General features: G+C 54.3%; 19 protein-coding genes, 1 tRNA gene and 1 pseudogene. 7 read left to right on the top strand and 14 right to left on the bottom strand.

Annotated elements, in window-relative coordinates; translation table 11 throughout:
• Nucleotides 1-3: 3 nt before the first annotated feature.
• Nucleotides 4-1,130, bottom strand: a protein-coding gene (locus ACFE33_RS04935; RefSeq protein ID WP_380052470.1) for an IS3 family transposase whose coding sequence is annotated in 2 segments (ribosomal slippage) — nucleotides 4-866 and nucleotides 866-1,130 — 1,128 coding nt in all. Because the reading frame shifts where the segments join, the coding sequence is not laid out codon by codon here.
• A 62-nt stretch (nucleotides 1,131-1,192) separates the two neighbouring features.
• Nucleotides 1,193-2,371: pseudogene (locus tag ACFE33_RS04930) on the bottom strand (DDE-type integrase/transposase/recombinase); the annotation flags it as partial.
• A 221-nt stretch (nucleotides 2,372-2,592) separates the two neighbouring features.
• On the opposite strand from ACFE33_RS04930, the gene ACFE33_RS04925 reads away from it, so the two are divergent.
• Nucleotides 2,593-2,910, top strand: a complete 318-nt coding sequence (locus ACFE33_RS04925) for a Hint domain-containing protein (protein ID WP_380057701.1) — start codon at nucleotides 2,593-2,595, stop codon at nucleotides 2,908-2,910.
• Between the two features lie 82 nt (nucleotides 2,911-2,992).
• Here ACFE33_RS04925 and ACFE33_RS04920 read toward each other — a convergent pair whose 3' ends face one another.
• The 3 genes from ACFE33_RS04920 to ACFE33_RS04910 form a co-directional block, all read right to left on the bottom strand.
• The gene (locus ACFE33_RS04920) at nucleotides 2,993-3,955 is read right to left on the bottom strand and encodes a GGDEF domain-containing protein (RefSeq protein WP_380057698.1); all 963 of its coding nucleotides are present in this window, start codon (nucleotides 3,953-3,955) and stop codon (nucleotides 2,993-2,995) included.
• Nucleotides 3,956-3,957: 2 nt separating this feature from the next.
• Nucleotides 3,958-4,557 (bottom strand): heme NO-binding domain-containing protein, encoded by a 600-nt coding sequence (locus tag ACFE33_RS04915; RefSeq protein WP_380057695.1) that lies wholly within the window; start codon nucleotides 4,555-4,557, stop codon nucleotides 3,958-3,960.
• Nucleotides 4,558-4,648: 91 nt separating this feature from the next.
• The gene (locus ACFE33_RS04910; RefSeq protein WP_380057693.1) at nucleotides 4,649-5,377 is read right to left on the bottom strand and encodes an HAD family hydrolase; all 729 of its coding nucleotides are present in this window, start codon (nucleotides 5,375-5,377) and stop codon (nucleotides 4,649-4,651) included.
• A gap of 193 nt (nucleotides 5,378-5,570) precedes the next feature.
• Here ACFE33_RS04910 and ACFE33_RS04905 point away from each other — a divergent pair, with 193 nt between their 5' ends.
• Nucleotides 5,571-5,978, top strand: a complete 408-nt coding sequence (locus ACFE33_RS04905; RefSeq protein ID WP_380057690.1) for a MarR family winged helix-turn-helix transcriptional regulator — start codon at nucleotides 5,571-5,573, stop codon at nucleotides 5,976-5,978.
• A gap of 9 nt (nucleotides 5,979-5,987) precedes the next feature.
• Nucleotides 5,988-9,170, top strand: coding sequence for a reductive dehalogenase (locus tag ACFE33_RS04900; RefSeq protein ID WP_380057687.1), 3,183 nt, complete (start codon nucleotides 5,988-5,990; stop codon nucleotides 9,168-9,170).
• Nucleotides 9,171-9,186: 16 nt separating this feature from the next.
• Here the strand turns inward: ACFE33_RS04900 and ACFE33_RS04895 are convergent, their stop codons facing one another.
• Entirely contained in the window at nucleotides 9,187-9,465 is a 279-nt protein-coding gene (locus tag ACFE33_RS04895; protein WP_380057684.1) for a DUF3572 domain-containing protein, read from the bottom strand.
• A gap of 91 nt (nucleotides 9,466-9,556) precedes the next feature.
• Between ACFE33_RS04895 and ACFE33_RS04890 the strand changes: the two genes are divergently transcribed.
• On the top strand, nucleotides 9,557-10,933 hold the full coding sequence (locus ACFE33_RS04890; protein WP_380057682.1) for a diguanylate cyclase: 1,377 nt from the start codon (nucleotides 9,557-9,559) through the stop codon (nucleotides 10,931-10,933).
• Here the strand turns inward: ACFE33_RS04890 and ACFE33_RS04885 are convergent.
• The 4 genes from ACFE33_RS04885 to ACFE33_RS04870 all read right to left on the bottom strand — a co-directional run bounded on the left by ACFE33_RS04885 (nucleotide 10,930) and on the right by ACFE33_RS04870 (nucleotide 12,943).
• Nucleotides 10,930-11,427, bottom strand: coding sequence for a periplasmic heavy metal sensor (locus tag ACFE33_RS04885; RefSeq protein ID WP_380057679.1), 498 nt, complete (start codon nucleotides 11,425-11,427; stop codon nucleotides 10,930-10,932). The genes ACFE33_RS04890 and ACFE33_RS04885 overlap by 4 nt on opposite strands.
• Nucleotides 11,428-11,430: 3 nt before the next feature.
• Entirely contained in the window at nucleotides 11,431-11,790 is a 360-nt protein-coding gene (locus tag ACFE33_RS04880; RefSeq protein WP_380057676.1) for a hypothetical protein, read from the bottom strand.
• Nucleotides 11,783-12,367, bottom strand: coding sequence for an RNA polymerase sigma factor (locus ACFE33_RS04875; protein WP_380057673.1), 585 nt, complete (start codon nucleotides 12,365-12,367; stop codon nucleotides 11,783-11,785). The genes ACFE33_RS04880 and ACFE33_RS04875 overlap by 8 nt, the downstream gene beginning before the upstream one ends.
• 90 nt (nucleotides 12,368-12,457) lie before the next feature.
• Nucleotides 12,458-12,943 (bottom strand): EF-hand domain-containing protein, encoded by a 486-nt coding sequence (locus ACFE33_RS04870; RefSeq protein WP_380057671.1) that lies wholly within the window; start codon nucleotides 12,941-12,943, stop codon nucleotides 12,458-12,460.
• A gap of 195 nt (nucleotides 12,944-13,138) precedes the next feature.
• On the opposite strand from ACFE33_RS04870, the gene ACFE33_RS04865 reads away from it, so the two are divergent.
• Nucleotides 13,139-13,546 carry a DUF983 domain-containing protein gene (locus tag ACFE33_RS04865; RefSeq protein ID WP_380057669.1) on the top strand — a complete coding sequence of 136 codons (408 nt, stop codon included), beginning with the start codon at nucleotides 13,139-13,141 and terminating at the stop codon, nucleotides 13,544-13,546.
• 8 nt (nucleotides 13,547-13,554) lie between these two features.
• Complete coding sequence (locus ACFE33_RS04860; protein WP_380057666.1) at nucleotides 13,555-14,229, top strand: DNA mismatch repair protein MutT; 675 nt, start codon at nucleotides 13,555-13,557, stop codon at nucleotides 14,227-14,229.
• On the opposite strand, the gene ACFE33_RS04855 is transcribed toward ACFE33_RS04860, so the two are convergent.
• The 4 genes from ACFE33_RS04855 to ACFE33_RS04840 all read right to left on the bottom strand — a co-directional run bounded on the left by ACFE33_RS04855 (nucleotide 14,226) and on the right by ACFE33_RS04840 (nucleotide 16,927).
• Nucleotides 14,226-15,134 carry an EamA/RhaT family transporter gene (locus tag ACFE33_RS04855; protein ID WP_380057663.1) on the bottom strand — a complete coding sequence of 303 codons (909 nt, stop codon included), beginning with the start codon at nucleotides 15,132-15,134 and terminating at the stop codon, nucleotides 14,226-14,228. The genes ACFE33_RS04860 and ACFE33_RS04855 overlap by 4 nt on opposite strands.
• A gap of 25 nt (nucleotides 15,135-15,159) precedes the next feature.
• The gene (locus tag ACFE33_RS04850; RefSeq protein WP_380057661.1) at nucleotides 15,160-15,696 is read right to left on the bottom strand and encodes a 3-hydroxyacyl-CoA dehydrogenase NAD-binding domain-containing protein; all 537 of its coding nucleotides are present in this window, start codon (nucleotides 15,694-15,696) and stop codon (nucleotides 15,160-15,162) included.
• A 7-nt stretch (nucleotides 15,697-15,703) separates the two neighbouring features.
• Nucleotides 15,704-16,753 (bottom strand): aldo/keto reductase, encoded by a 1,050-nt coding sequence (locus tag ACFE33_RS04845; protein WP_380057659.1) that lies wholly within the window; start codon nucleotides 16,751-16,753, stop codon nucleotides 15,704-15,706.
• Nucleotides 16,754-16,841: 88 nt separating this feature from the next.
• Nucleotides 16,842-16,927 (bottom strand) — tRNA-Leu (locus ACFE33_RS04840).
• A 181-nt stretch (nucleotides 16,928-17,108) separates the two neighbouring features.
• Here ACFE33_RS04840 and ACFE33_RS04835 point away from each other — a divergent pair.
• The gene (locus tag ACFE33_RS04835) at nucleotides 17,109-17,849 is read left to right on the top strand and encodes a rhomboid family intramembrane serine protease (RefSeq protein WP_380057657.1); all 741 of its coding nucleotides are present in this window, start codon (nucleotides 17,109-17,111) and stop codon (nucleotides 17,847-17,849) included.
• Nucleotides 17,850-17,899: the final 50 nt, after the last annotated feature.

Below are 17,899 nucleotides of genomic sequence, written 5' to 3'. Positions count from 1 at the left end.
ATGTTAGTGCATGATCGGCCTTAGTTCCATCGGGACGATGGTTTCCGGAGCCGGCGGGCGGTAGCCCAGAGCACTGTGTGGTCGTTTGGTATTGTAGTGTTTCCTCCAGCTTTCGATGATAATCTGTGCTTCGCGTAGAGTGTAAAAGCTCTCCCCGTTCAGCAACTCGTCGCGGAACCGGGCATTGAAACTTTCGCAATACCCATTCTCCCACGGCGAGCCAGGCTCAATGTAAGCCGTTTTGGCTCCAACCGCCTCAATCCAGTCTCGAACAGCCCGAGCTATGAACTCCGGGCCGTTGTCCGACCTGATGTAGGCCGGAACGCCGCGCAAGATGAACAGATCCGTGAGTGCGTCGATGACTTCTGTCGAGTTCAACTTCCGCTTCACCCGGATCGCCAGGCATTCCCGGCTGTATTCGTCCAAGATGTTCAGGGTCCGGAACGCTTTCCCGTCATCAGTTCGATGATGAACGAAGTCATACGACCAGACGTGGTTGCGATACTCTGGCCGCAGCCGGACACATGAGCCATCATTTAGCCAGAGCCGCCCCTTCTTGGGTTGTTTCATGGGTACTTTGAGCCCCTCACGCCGCCACAACCGTTCAACCCGCTTGTCGTTCACCTGCCAGCCCGCATCCCTGAGCAGAGCCGCAATCCGGCGATACCCGTACCGGCCATACTGACGTGCCAGTTCGATCATATCAGCAACCAGCCGTTCTTCGTCACTTCGGTCAACAGGCAACCGCCTCTGGGTGGATCGGTTCTGCCCCAAAACACGACAGATCCGCCGCTCAGACACCCGCACCTCATTGCGAATGTGATCGATGCAGGCGCGGCGGCGCGAGGGGCTCAGAAGTTTCCCCGTGCGGCTTCCGACAGGATCAACTTGTCCAGGGTCAGATCAGATACGGCTCGCCGCAGTCGATCATTCTCCTTCTGAAGCCGCTTTAGTTCCCTCAGTTGGTCGGTTCCCATTCCGCCATATTGTTTGCGCCAACGATAAAACGTCTGTTCAGTTATCTGCACTTGCCGGATTGCATCAACACGCGGCATGCCTTGACCGCAAAGCACCTCAACCTGCCGCAACTTCGTGACAATCTCTTCTGGCTTGTGTCGCTTAATTCCCATTTTCAATCCTCCGATTCCTAACTATAGGGGCGGACCACTTCAAAGGGGGAGGACCAAGATGACGCACCGCGAGAATACTTCATATCTTTGTCTTGCAGCCACTCCGCCAAGTCACCCGAGACATAACTAGAGCCGTTGTCGCTAAGCAGACGCAGCTCATGAACGACGTGAACTTGATCACAACCTGATGCCATTATGCTAAGTCCAGCGCATCAGTTACCTCTTCGGCCGGCATATTTGTGCAGAGCTTTCATAAGATTATGTAGCGGTTGTAATCACTCGGGATCGTGCTGAGATAGAACCAGCCCCCGCCGAGAACCTTGAGGTAAGTAAAGTCTGTCCGCCACAATTGATTGATGGCCGTGGTTTTTTCTTTGAACTCATTGCTGGCTTTGATGACGATGAAGGCAGGGCTGGTGATCAGATCATGGGATTCAAGAATGCGATAGACGGAAGCCACTGATATCGAGACCATGTCCGCCATTGGTCCGAGGGCAATGGCCGAGGATAGTTTTCTTGGTCTGTGAAGGTTACCGCCAATTCTCGCGGTGGCAGTTCCGTCTCTTGCAAAGCCAACTTGACAACCTTGCGCCGCACCTCATCTGGGATGCGGTTCCACACGTGCGTTGATTTAGGCGATTTGGTCTTTCAGCCCTGCCTCGCCACGTTGCAGATACCGATCATATCCCGTTGACCAGCAGGGCCTCGAAGATGCCCGAGAGGGGACGATAGAATGTGGCGCGAGGGATGCCCAATCTGGCCAAGGTCTGCTGTGCCTATAGGTGCGAGCCTCCAACCAGTTCGATGATCTTCTGCTTCTCTAATGCGGCATAACTCATTCGTGGTCGCCCCCCCACTGCCCGGCAGTCGATACGAAGTATCGATGAGAGGGGTCGATCATGCTTTTTTGAGCATACGGAGCTCGAAAGTTTGCTCAGCCACTACCTCTTTTCAAGTCGTGGGCTTCACGACGCTGGTCTTTAACCTTGTTCGTCGTGGCTGCTCGGAGCGTCTCGCCCGCCAACCGCTTCTTCTCTGCCTCCATGAAATCCTTGGACCATTTGTAATAGATACCTTGCGAAACACCCTCACGACGGCACATCTCAGCATTCGCCCATTGTCTTCGGACCAATGGCGGACAAGGGCTCACTGTCTTTGCCACGCAGGCCATCCAAAACGATCTTGGTCTTCTCTTCGGATGAATGTTGCTTGCGCGTGGCGCGTTTTATGTCCTTGACGATCTTCTCGCCGGGGCTTTACCTGTTCCGGTTGTTTGCCTCATGTCCCACTCCTTAGTGGTTACGGTACGCCACAAGCTCTCTCTTAGTAAATACCGCTACTTAGACCCATAGGCGCTGCGTCGAACGCCTGTGATCGAAGGCACCGATGATGACCAGGACGACGAGTTGGACATCAAAGACCCAGCTACTGCGAACCCGGACGGAATGGTTTGCTGCGCCAGATGATCGTAGGTGAAGATGAAATCCTTGCTCCTACCAAACACTTGATGAACGGCAACAACATTAACATCGCTGAAGATCTCGAAGAAATCGAGTATATCCATTTAATCTTCGATCGGCATGAACTCGTAAGTTCCTCAGGCATGGTAAGCGAAAGCTTCCATCTCGGACCGATTGGTATTTCGACGCTATCGCGTGACGCAAGAGCGGAGATAGGTGCCCCCTTCCCTGCTTATTTCGAAACCAATACGAGCGCTCCCGCAATAGCACGTACAGTCGCGAAGGCGTTTGAAGCAGAAACAATCGCTAGCATGATTTAGGTGATGCTTCACCAAGAGTGTTCGCAACCAATTGTAACGAAGGTGTTTTTTGACTTTACTCAAACTATGAACCCTCCTCCTCCTAAGCGGCGAAAATTGTATGACACGCGCGCCCTTTGTTCTTTGAAGCATAGAGCGCGATATCGGCATCGTTTAGCATCACGTTTGAAGAGGGTTTGGAATAAAAGATGGAGATTGTCGAACCGAGACTGCACGAAATTCGGCACATTGAACCGTTATAAGGTATCGGTTGCTCCAACCGCGCGATTAGGCGCGTTGCGATGTCCTCTAGCCGGCTTGCGAGTGTTAGCCCCTTAAAGAGCAAGACAAACTCATCTCCTCCGACTCGCGCGACGACGTCATCATCCCGCGTCTCTTGCCGCAGAACATCCGCAACTTGCCGCAAGACATAATCACCGGCGGCATGGCCGAGGCTGTCATTCACCGCTTTGAAAAAATCCAAGTCCATGTTCATGAGCGCGAACGGTGTACTACTCTTGATGTAGCGCGCCATGTAGTGATCCATCGCACGCCGATTTTTCAGCCCCGTGAGTGTGTCAGTGGCCGCCAATTCTTCGGCCTCATTCTTCTCGCCCTGCAACCTCTCGTTCAGGTCCGAAATCTCGGACATTGCCAGTCCTTTTGCCTCCACAAGATAGAGCATCTCAACCGCGAGGTCGGTTGCGGCAAAATCCGCGCTCGTTAGTTGGAATTTCTGAACCGCATCAACGACCGAAATGCCAAAGGACATATTGATGATCAGGGCATCACTTCCCTCTTCCTGCACTGCCAAGCCAACGAGATGCACATCTTGGGCGCGCAGGTAGAGTTTCTGGCCAACCAATTTGCGCAAGCATCCGATTGATCGCACCTCGCGTGGGCGCTCCAGATCAAAAACTTCTAGGAAACGGCGACCGATCAGCCCCTCGTTAAACAACTTTTGCACAGTGCCGCCCGCACCGACGATGTGACCAAGCGGCGAAATATGCACATACATTGGCATCAGTTTAGCCGCCTGCTCACTGCTCAGACCTACTCTGCACATACCTATACCGCCTTATCTGCTAAGGAGAACGCGCGACCTTCGGCAAACGCGCTCTCTAGTAAGTGGATAGAGATCACCTCAACTCCGTTCTGCCTTCCTTCGTGCTCCAAAAGGACGAGCGCCCCGTAATCATCCGCCATGGCACGCAGCAGGCCGACCATGACATGCCCAAAACTGGAGCCATATCCGACTAACGATGATTGGCATTTCAGACTGTATCGCCCTGTCGCATGCTCTCTTAGGGTAAGATGGGGGAGTTCAAGATCAGATACCGCCAATTTCGCGCGATCGTGCAAGTCATCTAGAGAATGCAAAAAATCTTCGAACGTGACCCCGCCAAATCGGAGCAAACGGCGTAACGCTTCGACGTTTTTGTGAGATACGAGGTAGGTTCCAATATCCTCAAGAATATCCTCGCGTGACTTTGCAAGCTCCTTGGCAAGATTGTCGAGAAGCGTGAACGTACTGTCGTCCGAATAGGACAGCATCGTTTCGAAATTATCCGTTTCAAACTCAGATCGACTGATAACTTTCGCCCACAACTGCGGGCCATACATATCGCGCGTAAAACACTGAATTGAACGGTTTATTAAGCCGTGCATACCTACCCCTCTCACTTGAGGTACAACAGTGCGGTAAGTATATTAACAAAGTCGAAAATTTCAGCAGATTGCTAAAACTTTCAATAGTTTCCTAGACAGCAGTGCGTTCAAACTTCTCTGCGGGCGACACACCTTCGAGCCATGCCGGAAGGTGCCCGATGTGTGGCAATACGACCTCCGCAAGGGGGGCTAAACTGTCTTCTTGAGCGATCCCCGTGAGTACGGCTACGGTCCGCATACCTGCGGCGCGCCCCGCGAGTAGATCATGACGGCTATCGCCAACCATAACGATTTCATCAGCCGGGACACCGATCTGTTCGCTAAAACCAGTACACATGCCCGCGGCGGGTTTTGCGCCATATCCGCTATCGAACCCAACGAGATAGTCAAAATACTCTTCCACATCCGCCGCCTTAAGGTGAGCACGCGCGGGCTCTTCTGCATCATTCGTAGCCACACCAAGCGTCAGTCCTCTCGCGCGCAACCCACGCAACAGCGGACGCAGCGGAGCAGCCTCGACCATCTCGGCTTGCATTGTAGCGCGGTTCATCGAAAGCAAAAGGCCTTCGCGTCCCTCACTGGGCAAATGCGGCAGAAGCACCTCTGCGATTTCATCCGGTGTGCCCGCAATGATCGGAGAGTCGGATTCGAAACGACGTCGATCAATATCAAACCCCACAGCATTTGCGAGCTCTCGGCGCTTCATATCATCGCCGCCTGCCAATTGTGCAAGGTAGCGCTGGGTCCATTGGCCCCAACTTGCTTTGAAATCAAATAAAGTACCGTCCTTGTCAAATAAGACCGCTCTAATGCTTGTCATATCCCCTCCCAAGGATCGTTCAGCGAGAATAACACTGGCGCGGGCCATTTTTGCGGAATTCGCGCCGAGTTACAACTGTTTCAAAAGCGGTCAATAAAATTGCGCGGATATTGACTTTCGAATAAGTAATTGACACTGTCAACTAATGTCGCACAGTGCCCCCTATCACCTCCATAATTCGCTTGGATATCAAATGAGCCGAACCGCGCGCATTCAAGAGCGCGGTTTTGAAACACGCCTAAAGGAGCTTGGTCTAACGCGAGTCACATGGTGCATCCTGCTGGCGGTGGAGACAGAGGCACTTCGTTTTCCATCTGCGATCGCGGAGTTTGTAGGCGTGGATCGTACCGCGACATCCCGCGCGCTGCGAAAAATGTCGCGAGAGGGGCTGATCCAGCGTAACGACGAAGAATCAGACGGCCGCCGCACCGCCGTAGTTGTAACAGTGCACGGCCGCGATGTTCTTGAATGTGCGACACACGCGGCACGCGAGAATGCGGCACACTTCGAAGCAAAATTATCGGCCACAGAACGCGAAACGCTGCGCAAACTCATCCACAAGCTTCAATCTGGCGACGGCACGCCGCTTGCACAACTTTAGGTCATACCCATGAGCAAACTATTCTCATCCGCGAAACGCCCATTCGATCTAGGCGGGTATCCGATGGAGAAATTACGCCGTCGCGAAGGACCGATTGATGCGGGCCAACTAGGCCCACAAGAAAGCCTGTTGTTCGATGACACATCCGAGCTATCGATCATATCCGCAATGCGCGAGTACCAAGCAATGCTTGATGCAACCCGCGAAGGAATGGTCAAGAAAGAGCAAGCAGAAATCCCCTCGGACCTGACCGAGCGTGCAAAACACCTGAAATCCTTCGGCTATTTCTGTGACGCGGATATGGCCGCAACTTGTGCAATTCCACAGGATGCTTGGTTGCCTACCAGAACAGAAAATCCTGACGTTGCTCGCCTCGCCTCCAAAATCGAAACGATGCAACCCAAGAGCATGGCCGCCGGCGTCGACGTCATTATGGCAGGCCTGCGTGAATCTCTTAGAGTTCCGACAGCCGACTGCACTCACCACACCCACGCGCTGATTTATCTCTATGCCCTGCCCCGAAAACCGCGAGAAAACGAGAGCGGGACTGACTGGATACACGGCGCTGAACAGAATCGAAGCTGCCTTCGCGCTGCTGAAACGGCGGTCACGCTGGCAAGTTATATCCGCAGCCTTGGCCATGACGCCCGCGCACATACGGAGGCGGCGAGCGATGTCCATTTGCGCCACCTTGCTCTCGCGGCGGGATTGATTGGCGAAGACGGTCGCAATCCATTCCTCGGACATGACTACGCGCTCGCCGTGGTTACGACGACCCTTGAGTTTGCACCTGACTTGCCGCTTGCGGACAAAGCTTCGGCGCCACTTAGCTACTCAACTGGGCTTGGCCGCCATGCTCAATCTGCGACGCGGCGCGATCCCTATGCAAAGCGCGACTTCGCACTCGGGCCGCATCCTTTCGAGACCCTCAAACGCGTTGGCAGTCCAACCACTTATATTGATGCCCCAAACGTGGCGCGCGTGCCGAAACGCGCAAATCTATTTGTCCGCGCACTCTTCGGGGACATGGGCAAGAAGGTTCAAGAAGCCGCAAAGAACGGCAATTATGTCCGCAAGTCCGCTTCTGCCTTTGCGTTTCGTCCGTCACTTGGCGCGTTCCTCTTGCTTCAGGATGGAGAGGCCGCACCAACCCGTGATCCCTCCACGTTCGATCCGAAACGAAATGCGGATAACATCAAAGGAGCCCTGTATTTTCTTGGGGTGGATGCTGTTGGGCTGTCGGCATGTCCGGATTATGCCTACTATAGCCATGACGTGAATGGCGACGTGATTACACCGTATCATAAGAACGCAATCTCAATGATTATCGATCAGGGCCACGAAACCATGGAGGGCGCCACAGGCGATGACTGGATTGCCTGCGCCCAGAGTATGCGCGCCTATTTGCGGTTCTCTCTACTCGGCGGCGTATTGGCGGGGCACCTACGACGCTTGGGCTACACGGCACGCGTGCATTCCGTGATGGATGATGAGGTCCTGCACCCTCCGCTCCTTTTGCTTTCGGGGCTTGGCGAGGTCTCGCGGATTGGGGAAGTTATTCTAAATCCGTTCCTCGGACCACGCCTAAAATCGGGGATCGTGACGACCGATATGCCGATGACACATGACCGTCCGATCGACTTTGGCCTGCAAAAATTCTGTGACGCCTGTAACAAATGTGCCCGCGAATGCCCTTCTGGCGCTATCACCGCAGGCCCCAAGGCAATGTTCAACGGCTATGAAATCTGGAAAAGCGACAGCCAGAAATGCACAACCTACCGCGTAACAAACGAGAGCGGCGCGATGTGTGGTCGCTGTATGAAAACATGTCCTTGGAACCTTGAAGGCCTGTTCGCCGAGGCCCCGTTCCGCTGGGTTGCGATGAACGCTCCCGCAACGGCCAAAGCACTAGCAAAGCTGGATGACTTGGCGGGCAATGGCGAGGTCGTGAGTGGCAAGAAATGGTGGTGGGATCTAGAGATGCGCGACGATGGTGCCTACCGCGCGCCCCTAAAGCCCGTCAGCGAACGCCCCCTGCAAAAGAAGTTGAACCTTCGCTTCAGCGATCAAACCCTCGCCGTATATCCCGCTCCACTCGCACCACCGCCCTATGCGTGGCCCTTCCCGATGGATCGCGAAGCGGGCATCGCGGCTTATCAACAGATGATATCCGCAGAGGAGCACAAGAAACGCCGCGCCGAGGGGCTTCCGCCCGAGCATATTTACGCGACAGATCACGGCCAGACACCCGTCATGAAGCTTGTCGTGTCCAAGGTCGAGAAAATGGGCGATACCGTCACCAAGTATGAGTTTTCCCATCCTGATGGTGCAACACTCCCGCCCGCAACGGCTGGAGCGCATATCGACGTGGTCGTCGCGCCAGAGTTCTTTAGGCAATATTCGCTCTCGGGTGATCCCGCAGATACCTCCAAGTATCAGATCGCCGTTCTTCGTGAAGATAACGGACGAGGCGGCTCCAAGCTCATGCATCGTATTTTCACAGAGGGGCGTAAAGTCTTTGTTTCCAAGCCGATCAATCACTTCCCACTCATTGAGGACGCATCCCAAAGCTATCTCATGGGGGGTGGCATTGGTATAACGCCGATGATCGCGATGGCACATCGGCTATATGCTTTGGGGCGCGATTTCGAGGTTCACTATAGTTGCTCCTCTCGCGTGGGCGCAGGCTTTCTGAAGGATTTGGATGCCGTGCCTTGGCGATCTAAACTACATCTCCACTTCTCAGATGAGGGCACCCGCGCCGATCTCGCTTCGGTGCTGAAATATGAAGAGGGCGCGCATATGTATACCTGCGGGCCCGACGTCTATATGAACAGCGTTCTGGAAGCCGCAAAAGTTAATGGCTTTCCCGAAGACGCGCGTCATCTAGAGTATTTCGCCGTCCCAGAGGCGCCCGACTTTGTTAACCATCCCTTCACTCTCAAGCTGCAGGATGGTCGTTCGATTTCTGTATCGGAAGATGAATCCGCCGCGGATGCGCTGCTGAATGCAGGGGTACATGTTGACCTTAAATGCTCGGACGGGCTTTGCGGCGTGTGCAAGTGTAGTGTGATCGAAGGCAAGGTTGAGCACCGCGATTACGTGCTGTCAAACGCGGAAAAAGAGGATCAAATCATCCTCTGCCAATCCCGCGCAGCACAGAAAAACGGAGAGCTTGCGTTAGACATCTAACGCTTTGATATAGAACCTAAGTCCAACTGTATTCCATTCCCCCCGGCAGCGCCTGCCGCGCACGAAGCAGTGTTTCGTTCGGAAGCGAAAGCCCTTCGCAGGCGCGCATGACCCACGCGTCGTCCATCATCAGAAAATCCAGCACGGACCCAAGAAAAGCGGGATCTCCGACGCCAGATTTCACATCCGCTACGCTTGCGCCCGTCGAGCCAAGAAACACATCCCAAAGCTCATCATCGCCAGCCAACCAGCCAAGCGCTCGTACCGCGACGGTCTGCGCAGCGTTCTGTTCCATTCTCTTAACCCTTTCAGAAACGAAATTTTAACCAATCTATCGAATAACTGAATCATTCGACAGTAATTTGAAACAAATCAGTGAGGAATTCATGGTAGGCCGCATCCTGATAGCTGATGACGTTGCAACGAACCGCATAGTGCTCAAAGTCAAACTGGCGTCGGCATTCTATGATGTAATTCAAGCGTCAAGCGGCCAGAAAACCCTTGAAATAGCTCGAAAAGAGCGCCCCGACCTCATTATCCTCGATGTTAAGATGCCCGATATGGATGGCGTCGCAATCTGCGAAGCGCTGCGAAATGACCCACTCACGGAACATACGCCGATCATCATGATCGCCAGCGCACATGATTCGCGCTCCAAACTCAGCGCCCTGAGGGCCGGAGCAGACGACATCCTTTTCAAACCTTTCGACGAACTCATCCTTCTTGCCCGCGTCCGAAGCCTGATGCGCGCTGGTGGTTCGGCCGAGGAGTTGCGCCTTCGGGCATCTACATGTCGTGATCTCGGGTTTGCCGAAGCTCAGGCTGGCTTTGAAATGCCAAGCACCATCGCACTCATTACGGCACAAAAGGACAAGGCGCTGCGTTGGCGTTCGCTTCTTCAAGGAAAGGTCCGTGATCGCGTCAACATCCTTTCCCGCAACGAGGCTCTGCAATCGCTAAGCAGCGGCCGCGTACCTGATATGTTTATCATCGCGGGTGATCTTGAAATGCCCGACGAAGGCCTGCGCCTGTTGTCGGAGCTTAAAAGCCGCACCGAAACGCGATATATGCCCGTCATGATGATTTTGCGCGAAGCGTCGCGAACCCAAGCCATTGCCGCTCTGGATATGGGGGCAAGTGACGTGATGTACGATGAATTCGACCCCGAAGAACTCGCCATACGCGTCCGCACCCAACTCAAACGCAAACGTCAGTCCGACCGCCTTAGAGAAACCGTTCAAGATGGCCTACGCATGGCCGTCATTGACCCGCTAACAGGGCTATACAATCGCCGCTACGCGATCCCACATCTTGCGAGGATTCAGGGCCAAGCCATGAAGACCAAGCGCAGCTTTGCCGTCATGATCCTTGATCTGGATCGCTTCAAGAGCGTGAACGACGGGTTTGGTCATGCGGCTGGCGACGAGGTGCTTACGGAGGTTTCCCGGCGCATTAAGGCGAACCTGCGTGAAGAGGATCTGGTAGCACGGATCGGTGGCGAAGAGTTTCTGATTGCGATGCCCGACACCCCCTTGAACATGGCACGAGGTGCCGCTGAACGTTTACGCCGCGCGATTGAGTCAAAACCAATCAGCGTTAACGGCGCTGCCAAAGGCCTGAACGTGACCCTGAGCATCGGCGTCGCAATGGGGGATGGAAACAGTCAGAACGTCAACGAGTTGATGGGCCGTGCCGACCGCGCGTTATTTTCAGCGAAATCGGACGGGCGCAATCAGGTCACGGTGAGTTTGACTGCCGCCTAGTCGTGCGAGTTGCGTGGCTTATCGCCCGACTTGCGTTTGCGCATCTGCTGTTCAAAACGCTCAACAAAGGCCGCGCGCTCATCTGGCGTCATCTGTTCAACCGCATCGAGCAGCGCGTCTGTACCCTCGGCACGCCGCGCCGCGCCTTGGGCCTCAATGGCGTTCAAAGCTTGCTCGACTTGTCCTCGGTCAAACGGCTCTTGCTTTAGTGACGCTAAGAGCATTTGCATCGCCTGACGCGCACCTCTGCGGTCGGCTTCGCGACGTTCGTCCATATTCCGACTAAGTGAATCGCGCACCTTTTCTTTGGTCGCATCATCGAGAGCTTGTGTGAATGGCCCAATCGCAAAGGTACCGCGCCCTTTGTGGTGCTTGTCTGCGGTCACCGCGACACCTATCACGCCGCCAATCACCAAGAAATTCAAGGCCAGCGAACCGATAAGCATCACGCGTACAAACCGAGAGGTAGGGCGCTTATTTGCTGTATCTGACATAATCTAACCTTCCATCAAAACACTGTCGAAGCTGGGGAGGTAGTCCGAATACTCAAAACTATTCCCCAGCATCGTATCGGTGAGGGTATCAATCCCCTGCGGCGGGCTTACTCCCAGCCAAACACCGGCAATTGTCGCCGTTGCCAACCCTGCGAAGGTGGGCCATCCGCCGACGGCCGCGAGCATCCCGCGCCAAATACTCTGACGAGGAGACGCAGGCGAAACGGCCGCAAAGCTCTTCTGCACCTCTTGAGCGTCCGCAAGAACGCGCGCCATCAGGTCCGCTGACGGCTCTATGGTGTCGTTCATCTCGGCGGCAAAAAGCGCGTCGAGATCAACTTGCGATTTGTCATGCTCACTCATCCATATATCCCAGTTCAGTGCGCCGCCCAGCCAACAAGGCCGTCAACGCGCGTTTCCCTCGGGCCGTCAGACTTTCAACGGCTTCGACTGTTATTTCAAGTATTTCCGCGATCTGCGGGTTTGGTAGCCCGTCTATATGCCGCAATATTACGGCTTCGCGTTGTCGTTCGGGCAATTGATCAAGTGCCTCTCTCAAGGCCTCCGCCCTGCCCTTGTTCTGCAAAACGTCAGAGGCCGATGGTGCGTCATCCAGTGGCTCGGCGATTTCGTCCAAGCCAACACCGCGCCGCTTCCGAAGCCGGTCCGTACACAGGTTACGAACCACGCGATAGAGCCAAGTGCTGACCTGCGCTTCGCCTTGACGCCACTCCGGCGCAACCTTCCAAAGGCGCAGCATTGCCTCTTGGGCCACGTCTTCGGCTTCTGCCCAATCCCCGAGCAATCGCGCCGCAAACCCGAGCGCACGCGGCATAAGCCGCACGGTTAGCACCTGCGCCGCCGCTCTGTCGCCGTTTGCGAACAGCACCAGAAGCGCGTCATCGGCAACCTCGGAAAGAGCATCAAGGGGCATAGTCATAACCGCGTGGGTATCTCGTTTCGACTCAACAGGCAAATCCTAGACGCCTGAAGGGCCGAAACCCTTCAGGACAGTTTCTACACGCGGATATTACTCTTCGCGCTTTCCACCTTTCTTGTGGTGACCGCCGCGTTTACCTTTAGCGGCTTTGAGCTCTTCTTCGCTCAATTGGCCATCACCATCTGTGTCGAGCTTTTCGAACATTTGATCGGCGCCTTTTGGTGTCATTTCTTCTTGGCTGAGCATCCCGTCACCGTCTTGGTCGAGACGCTCAATCATCTTAGCCTGACGTTCGGCGTGGCGCTCGCTCTGACGCTTTTCAGAGAACGCCTTAAGCTCTTCGGGTGATACTTTTCCGTCTCCGTCGGCGTCCATTTCAGCAAAGCGCGCATCGGCGTGTGCTTTCATCTCTTCTGCCGAAATTTTGCCGTCAGCGTTCGTATCAATCTGCTCAATATTCATCCGCGGACCGTGATGACGCGCTTTGCCTGCATCTTCGGCCTGCGCCACGGACATAAGAGATCCGGCTGCAATTGAGAAAGCTGTCAAACCTGCCACAAGTGTAGTGCGTTTCATAATATTTCATCCTTTGTTGATCCAGAACTCAAAGCAGATGTATCTGCCCTTGTTCTGAGAGATAAACGCACGGGGCCGATACTTCCGTCGCAGAAATTTTGGGTTTTTGCGACATGGCGACGCGATTCCGAAATGCCCCCTATTAAATGACCGTGTTCCGATTAAATTTATCGCTTAACAGAAATAGGATATGTAATGAGTGCTTCTCCCCTCTCAGACGACCGTCCGCTAAAGCAGGCTCTCATGCGCGGATGGCGGTGCCGTTGCCCAAATTGTGGTTCGGGCCCGATGCTTACGAGCTACCTAAAGGTGCGCGCGCAGTGTTCTGTGTGCGGTGAAAACCTATATCATCAGCGTGCAGATGACGGCCCCGCATACATGACGATCCTTGTTGTCGGCCATATTATCGCGCCGCTCCTACTCTATGTATTTACGCATTATCAACCCGATCCGTTCCTCATCGCGTCGATATTCACTGTCGGGAGTGTTGGCCTTTCGCTGTATCTTCTGCCAAGGTTCAAGGGAATGTTTGTTGCATTGCAATGGGCCAAACGAATGCACGGTTTCGGCTCTGAGCCACTCAGAGAGCAAACGACACCCTAGGAGGGAAATTGGACAAATCAGCGATCCGCCACGCGGCCACGACAATATTGCATCGCGAGATCGAAGGCGTCCCACATATTTTGATGGGGCAGCGCGGCGCGAAAGCCGCCTTTATGCCGAGCAAGTTTGTCTTTCCTGGCGGTGCGGTTGACGAGAGCGATTTTGATATTCCGCTTCTCCATCCGATCGCTTCTCCCTGTCTAGAGCGCCTCGCGACGGACGCGAGCCCCGAACTTGCACAGGCCCTGTTAATCGCCGCTGTTCGCGAGCTTTGGGAGGAAGCGGGCCTAATTCTAGGCGAGCAAGCAGAATGGGGGGCGCCGCCCCCGCTGGACTGGGTAAAATTTGCAGAGCGCGGGTTCATCCCAAGTGCCACGGGTTTTACCTTCGTTTTCCGTGCCATCACACCGCCCAGACGTCCGCGCCGTTTTGATGCGCGTTTCTTCCTGGTTGATGCATCGAACGTGAGCGGCGATCCGGATGACTTTTCCGCCGCATCTGACGAGCTTTCCCATCTTCACTGGATCGCGATCGACAGAGCGCGTGAACTTGACTTACCGTTCATCACCGAGGTCGTGCTCGCCGAGGTGGCGCAAATTCTTCGGACTGGAACGCCGCCCAAATCAGTTCCGTTCTTTAAGAATGATGACGAGCAAAACCTGTTCCTGCGTCTAAATTCCTAAGCCAAGAGCACAAGCAACAGGATTGATCCGGTCAGAAAAAGCATCGCGATCAACTCTCGAGGCGTTGTCCGTTCTCCGAAAAACAGTGTGCTCGCGATGAAGCTAAACAAGAGTTCTATCTGCCCGAGCGCTTTGACATAGGCCGCATTTTGCAAAGTGAATGCGGTGAACCATCCTAGCGATCCAAACATAGACGTCACCCCGACCAACCCCGCAACGCGCCAGTTCACCAAGACGCGGCGGATTTCTCCGTTTTCGCGGATCGCCAGCCAAATGGCCATCGCAAGCGTTTGACTCGCCGTCACAACCGCCAATGTAAAACACGCACGCGCAAAGAACGGCACATCAAGCCCAAGCGAAAGCGACGCCCCACGATACCCTGTCGCCGAGATCGCAAAAAGCACACCAGAGAGCAGCCCAAGCCCAGAAGCGCGATTAAACAGTCGCGCGCGCCAACCTGTAGCGCCGTTTTCACGACTATCCGAAAGCAAAATAACGCCAACGAACCCCACGAGGATTGCCCCCAACCCCCATGCGGAAACTCGTTCATTGAGCACAACAAATCCAAGTAGCGCGGTTTGCAAGACCTCTGTTTTCTTGAAGGTAATGCCAACCGCGAAGCTGCGATGCGCAAAGAGCGCAACCACACACATCGTGGCAAGTATTTGCGCCAATCCTCCAGAGAGCGCCATCACCCAGAACCGTGCCGATGTTTGTGGCAATGGCGTTTCGCTTACGTTCAGATAAATCGCTAGAAGGATCGCGACCAAAGGTGCGGAGTATAGAAACCGCGCAAATGTCGCGCCGCCCGTTGATAGGCGCGTGGACTTCAAATGCTTTTGCAACATAAAGCGAAGATTTTGCGCAAAGGCCGCGGCGATTGTAATCGGTATCCAAAGTTCCACGCACGCTCGCCTTTTTCTATACGCCTTAGTTTGGCGTAATTTCAGGCGTTAAGCCCAAATCTTGTAAAAATTCTGCCGCCTGTTGAAGCAATGCAGGAGGTGTTGACGGTCCACTTAGGATTGCGACACGCTCGGTCGAGAATGATCTGTCCTGTGGACGCACAACAAGCACATATTTCGCACGCGGCGCAAAACTCTGAATCTCAATCGTCGACAAGTTCGCCGATGACGACGCGATCATCGCGTTCGCAAGGCAGTGTTCCTGTAGCTTCTGATATATCTTGCGTTTCAAATCAATGCGTTCAGGCGCACTCTCCTGAACCCAAACTGCACCCCGAACCGTTTCCGAAAGCGTCGTGTGAAAGCTTAGCGCCGCTTGTGGGATGTCGGCAAATGCAGGCACATTTTCACGCGCCTGCATAAAGAGTTTTTGCAGCTTCTCAACCGCGTTTGCCTCTGGATCAAAAACTCGGACGGGCCAACCCGCGCGCAGAAACAGCAGCGCCCAATTGCGCCCCACCGTCCCACAGCCAACAACGGCCACCGAATTTTTCTGATCCACAGCCATTCTAGTACGGCATCGGATGTTCACGATGCGCCGCGGCAATATCCGCCAGCACTTCATCGCTCAATGTCAACTCATCCGCACCCAAGGCGATCTCAAGCTGCTCAACCGAAGTGGCACCAAAGATCGGAGATGTCAGGAATGGGCGCGTCATGCACCAAGCAATCGCCATTTGGCTCGGGTCCAATCCATGTTTCTTTGCGATTTCCAGATAAGCATCAATCGCAGGCCAAACACGCGGGGTCACACGCCCTCCCAGATCGGAAACAAGTGTACGTCGCGAACGTTCAGGAAGGGCCGTTCCGCCCTCATACTTGCCCGTCAACAAACCTGTCGCGAGCGGAGAATAAGCCAAGAGCGTGATGTCTTCGTTGCAGGAAAGCTCGGACCAGTCCGTATCGAACTGACGGCACAACAGCGAATACTCGTTCTGAATGGTTTGAATGCGCGGCGCACCCATTTCATTTGCAATCCGAAGCCATTGAGCCGTTCCCCAAGCGCTGTCATTCGACAAACCGAACTCGCGGACTTTGCCGGATTTCTGCAACCTCTCCATCGCCTTGAGGATATCGGCGATGTCGTCCAGCGTTTTCGCCTTGTCTTGCTTAGAGGGATCGAAATCCCACTGCTGACGGAAATGGTATGATCCGCGATTTGGCCAGTGAATTTGATACAAGTCGATGTAATCGGTCTTGAGCCGCTCGAGCGATCCCTCGACTGCCTCAAGCATCGTCGCGCCGGTAACGGTTTGCCCTTCGCGAACGAAGGCCTCGTTATAGCCGCTGTGCTTGGTTGCGATCACCCAATCGGACCGTTTGGACGGGTTCTTTTCGATCCAGCTACCAACAATTTTCTCTGTGTTGCCCACTGTTTCTTTTTTGACGGGTGCTACTGGATACATTTCGGCGGTATCCATGAAGTTGATGCCCCGCTCGGCTGCGAAATCAATCTGTGCGTGACCTTCGGCCTCGGTGTTGCGGCTGCCCCATGTCATTGTTCCGAGACATAGCTGTGTCACCTCTAGTGCACTCTGTCCCAATGTAATTTTTTTCATGTCGTTCCCCTTTAATGCCCGTGGCAACTTAGACGTCAGCGCGCGTGAGGCAAGTAGAAACTGGTTCACAAATATGTGGAATAACCCTTGGTACCCGCGGCCGGGCTCGAACCGGCACGGCCTTTCGGCCCAGAGATTTTAAGTCTCTTGTGTCTACCATTCCACCACGCGGGCCAAGGTGGGGCGACCATAGCGATTGGGTAAAAAAGGTAAAGACCGAGAACGCCAAATCCGACGACAATTTTGCATTATCTTCAGACGGTTTGGCCATCCGATTACAGGCGCGCAACGTTCGGAAACGCCAGTGCGAAATCTGTGCACTTGACCCGCCCGTAGCAATCGTCAATCTGAACGTATGTTACCCATCCGCGACCATAACCCTTCGATCCGTACACCCTATGTGACCTACACGCTGATCGCATTGAATGTGCTGATCTTTTTGAGTTATTGGCACAAACAGGGGAACGTGAACGAGATGAATGAATTCTACGTTCGTTGGGCGCTCGTTCCGCGCTGGTTTCTGGAAGGGTACAATGTCTATACGCCGCTAACGGCGATGTTCCTGCATGGAGGCATTATGCATCTCCTCGGAAATATGCTGTTTCTGTTCATCTTTGGCGACAACATGGAAGACCAGCTCGGACATGGTAAGTTCCTCGGATTTTACCTAGGAGGCGGGCTTGCCGCGTCGCTTGGGCATATCCTTTCCGATCAAAATTCGGTCGTTCCGATGATCGGCGCATCTGGTGCAATCGCGGCAGTAATGGGCGGGTATTTGCTCTTGTTCCCGCGCGCCAAGGTGGATGTCTTCTTTTTCTTTATCGTATTCTTTCGCATCATTCCGCTACCTGCGTGGATTGTGTTAGGCATTTGGTTCGGCCTTCAACTGATGAACGGCCTTACACCGACGACAACAGGCGTAGCATATTGGGCGCATTCGGGCGGATTTCTGGCTGGTGTCATCCTTATGCTGCCGTTCTGGTTACGCAAAGGTGGGCCGAAGTACTGGGAAAACACCCACGGGCACGCCCCGAACCCCGAGGCGAGATATCAATTATCGCCCAGCTCAATCCCTCGCGTAAGGCGCCGCAAATAAAAAGGGGCGGACCATGGCCCACCCCCTAAAATTCATAACTGATGGCAACT

This window comes from Falsihalocynthiibacter sp. SS001, assembly GCF_042445055.1.
Lineage (GTDB): Bacteria > Pseudomonadota > Alphaproteobacteria > Rhodobacterales > Rhodobacteraceae > Falsihalocynthiibacter.
This window is presented reverse-complemented; position numbering and strand designations above follow the sequence as displayed.